1 protein-coding gene is annotated in these 3,286 nt (G+C 57.0%); it reads left to right on the plus strand.

What is annotated here, in order from left to right:
* Nucleotides 1-219 precede the first annotated feature (219 nt).
* A complete protein-coding gene (locus E5Z01_RS19045) occupies nucleotides 220-3,201 on the plus strand; it encodes a Tn3 family transposase (protein ID WP_135230816.1) in 2,982 nt (993 codons plus the stop codon).
* Nucleotides 3,202-3,286: the final 85 nt, after the last annotated feature.

The raw sequence follows: 3,286 nt of genomic DNA on the forward strand, positions 1-3,286 counted from the left end.
CGCCCTGCTGGCCCAAGTGATTTTGTCCAAGTTGGATCTCTCGGCCCGCTTTGAAGAATTAGAACATCTGCCGTCCAGTCCGCTAAATTTCGGCCTCAAAGCCGCCTAAAACTGCACGAACCATTGTAGACACTCATCTGCAAAAAATAGTGTTCTACCGAATAGCGGATATGCTGAAGTGCCGACACTGTGCAGTGTCGGCACTTCCAAGGAGTTTCCATGCACCAGCGCTGGACGATTGACGAACTCATCGACGTATGGACGCTCCTGCCTGCTGAACGCGAACTCCTGGGGAATAAAACTGGCCCGACCAGACTGGGCTTCGCGGTCATGCTCAAAGCCTTCCAACATGAAGGGAAATTCCCCTACAACAGCCATGAAGTACCGGAAGTGGTCGTCGAGTATGTGGCAAGGCAGGTGGGTGTCCGACACGAGCAGTACCGAGAATTCAACTGGCGCAGCCGCAACAGCACTTACCAGCGGCAGGATATTCGTGCCTACTGCGGCTTCAGGGAATTTACCCGCGAGGACGCCGATACCCTGACGGACTGGCTCAGCCAGTCCGTCTTGCCACGAGAATTCCGTGTAGGAGCGGTCATGGACGCGGCTTTTCAATGGTTACGAGGCAACAAGATTGAACCGCCCAGTGCTGGGCGGTTACAGCGTTTCGTGGATTCCGCCGAGCGGCAGTACGACCAGCGCCTGTGCCAGACCATCCATGACCGGCTGAGTGCAGTACAGCGGGAAGCATTGGATAAGTTTCTGGACGCCATTCCCCTTGTAGACGATGCCACCGAAGAAGGTGAATTGCTTCCACGCGGCACAGTGCTGCAAAACCTTCGCACCAACTCTGAGAAACGCGGGGTGGACAGCGTGGAACAGCAGATCGAGAAACTGCGCCTTCTGCGGAAAATTGGCCTTTCCAGCGGTCTCTTTGCGGACGTGTCCCCGCATGTTCTGGTGCGTTACCGCGAACGGGCGGCCACCGAATCCCCCAGCCACTTCCGTGTGCAGGCCGCACCTGTGAGATTGACTTTGCTGGCCGCCTTCTGTGTCACCCGCATGACTGAACTCACGGATTCGCTGATGACACACCTGATCGATATGGTGCATCACATCAATGTCCGGGCCGAGCGGCGCGTAGAGAAGAAATTCGTCAAAGAGTTCAAGAAGGTCAATAACAAGGAACGGCTCTGGGAGAAGCTCCTTGAAGCCGCGCTAGCGAACCCGGACGGCACCGTCCGGGCCGTCCTCTTTCCAGTCGTCAGTGAGGAAACGCTGCGCGATCTGCTGCGTGAATTCAAGGAGAAGGGTGGATTTAGTCAACAGGTGCATACCGTGCTGCGCGGCACCTACAAAACCCATTACCGCCGGATGATTCCTTGGGTATTGACCGAACTGGAGTTCCGCTCCAACAATCAGCGGCATCAACCCGTGATTCAGGCACTGGGCCTACTGAAACGCTATGTGGACAGCTATGTTCGCATCTACCCGCCCGAAGAAGTCATTCCTGTCGGCGGCGTAATCGACCGAAGTATCCAGAATGTAATTCTTGAGCAGGGTGCGGACGGCAAAACACGGGTGAACCGCGTGAATTACGAGTTGTGCGTGCTGTCTGCACTGCGGGACGCGGTGCGTTCCCGCGAAATCTGGGTGGTAGGCGCGGACAAGTACCGTGACCCGGAAAAGGACTTGCCCCAAGACTTCGAGACCCAGAAAACGCAGTATTTCGAGGCGCTGAGCCAACCGCAGGACGTGGATACCTTCGTGCAGGGGTTGGAACAGCAATTGAAAGATGCCCTGGTGATGCTGCACGACGGCCTGCCGAAGAATGCTGAGGTGAAGGTCACCGCCCACGACGGTGGGCGGTTCGTGGTTTCTCCCCTGAAAGCCCAGCCAGAGCCGCCCTTTTACGACACGCTGAAAGGCGAAGTGGGGCGGCAATTCTGGAACACGCAATTGCTGGAAGTGCTGGTGGAGTCCGACCAGCGTGCGGGGATCACTCCGCACTTTAAGAGCTTCATGACCCGCGAGAACCTGAGCCGCGACGACCTTCAGCAGCGTCTGCTGCTGTCCCTGTTCGGACTGGGAACGAACACTGGACTAAAGCGGGTGGCTGCCGGACAGGACGGCGTGGCCCACCACAACCTGCAATATGTGAAAACGCACTACATTCACCGCGACGCTTTGCGTGCCGCGAATACCGCCGTGGTGAACGCCATCCTGGAAGCCAGAAATCCTGAAATCTGGGGTGAAGGAACCACCAGTTGCGCCAGCGACGCTAAGAAATACTCCGCCTGGGACGGGAACCTGCGGACACAGCGTTCCATCCGTTATGGCGGAAAAGGCGTGATGATCTACTGGCACGTCGAAAAGAAGTCCACCTGTATTTACTCCAGCATGAAGTCGTGTTCGTCCTCGGAGGTGGCCGCCATGATCGAGGGGGTGCTGCGCCACTGCACCGACATGAAGGTGGAAAAGAATTACGTTGATACCCACGGGCAAAGCGAAGTGGGCTTCGCGTTTACGCACCTGCTGGGCTTTCAGTTGATGCCAAGGCTCGCAGACATCGCTCACCAGCGGATTTATCTGCCGAATATGACGTTCTCGGAACAGGTGCCGAACCTCGCCGCTGTGCTGGCACAGCGGTCTATCCGCTGGGAGTTGATCCGTCAGCAGTACGAGCCGATGGTCAAGTACGCCACGGCACTCAGGTTGGGGCTGGCTGATCCTGAATCCATCCTGCTGCGCTTCACCAGGGCGAATGCCCAGCACCCGACCTACGCTGCGCTGTGCGAACTGGGGAAGGTGCTGCGCACGATTTTCGTGTGCAACTACCTGCACCGCCCCGAACTGCGCCGCGAGATTCATGAGGGGTTGAACGTGATCGAAACGTGGAATGGCACGACGTCCTTCATCTTCTTCGGCAAGACTGGCGAGATCAGCACCAATAATCCCGAAGCGCAGGAAATCTCCATGCTGGCGCTGCAACTGCTGCAAAACTGCCTGGTCTACATCAACACTCTGATGATTCAGCACGTCCTCGCGGATGAACAGTGGCGTGATCGCATGACGAATGAGGACTGGCGGGCCTTGTCGCCGCTGATGTACCACCACATCAACCCATACGGCGAGTTCAAGCTGGATTTGAGCCACAGGCCTGACGGCCTGACACAAAGTATGAGAAAACGTCCCCGATAGGGGACAATTTCTGTTTATGACGACAAAAATAGTCTTCGGGGACGTGCCCCGACTCTACCAGAATGTCCGGCCCTTCCTCAGCGCC

Origin of the sequence: Deinococcus fonticola (assembly GCF_004634215.1) — a bacterium.
Classification (GTDB): Bacteria; Deinococcota; Deinococci; order Deinococcales; family Deinococcaceae; genus Deinococcus; species Deinococcus fonticola.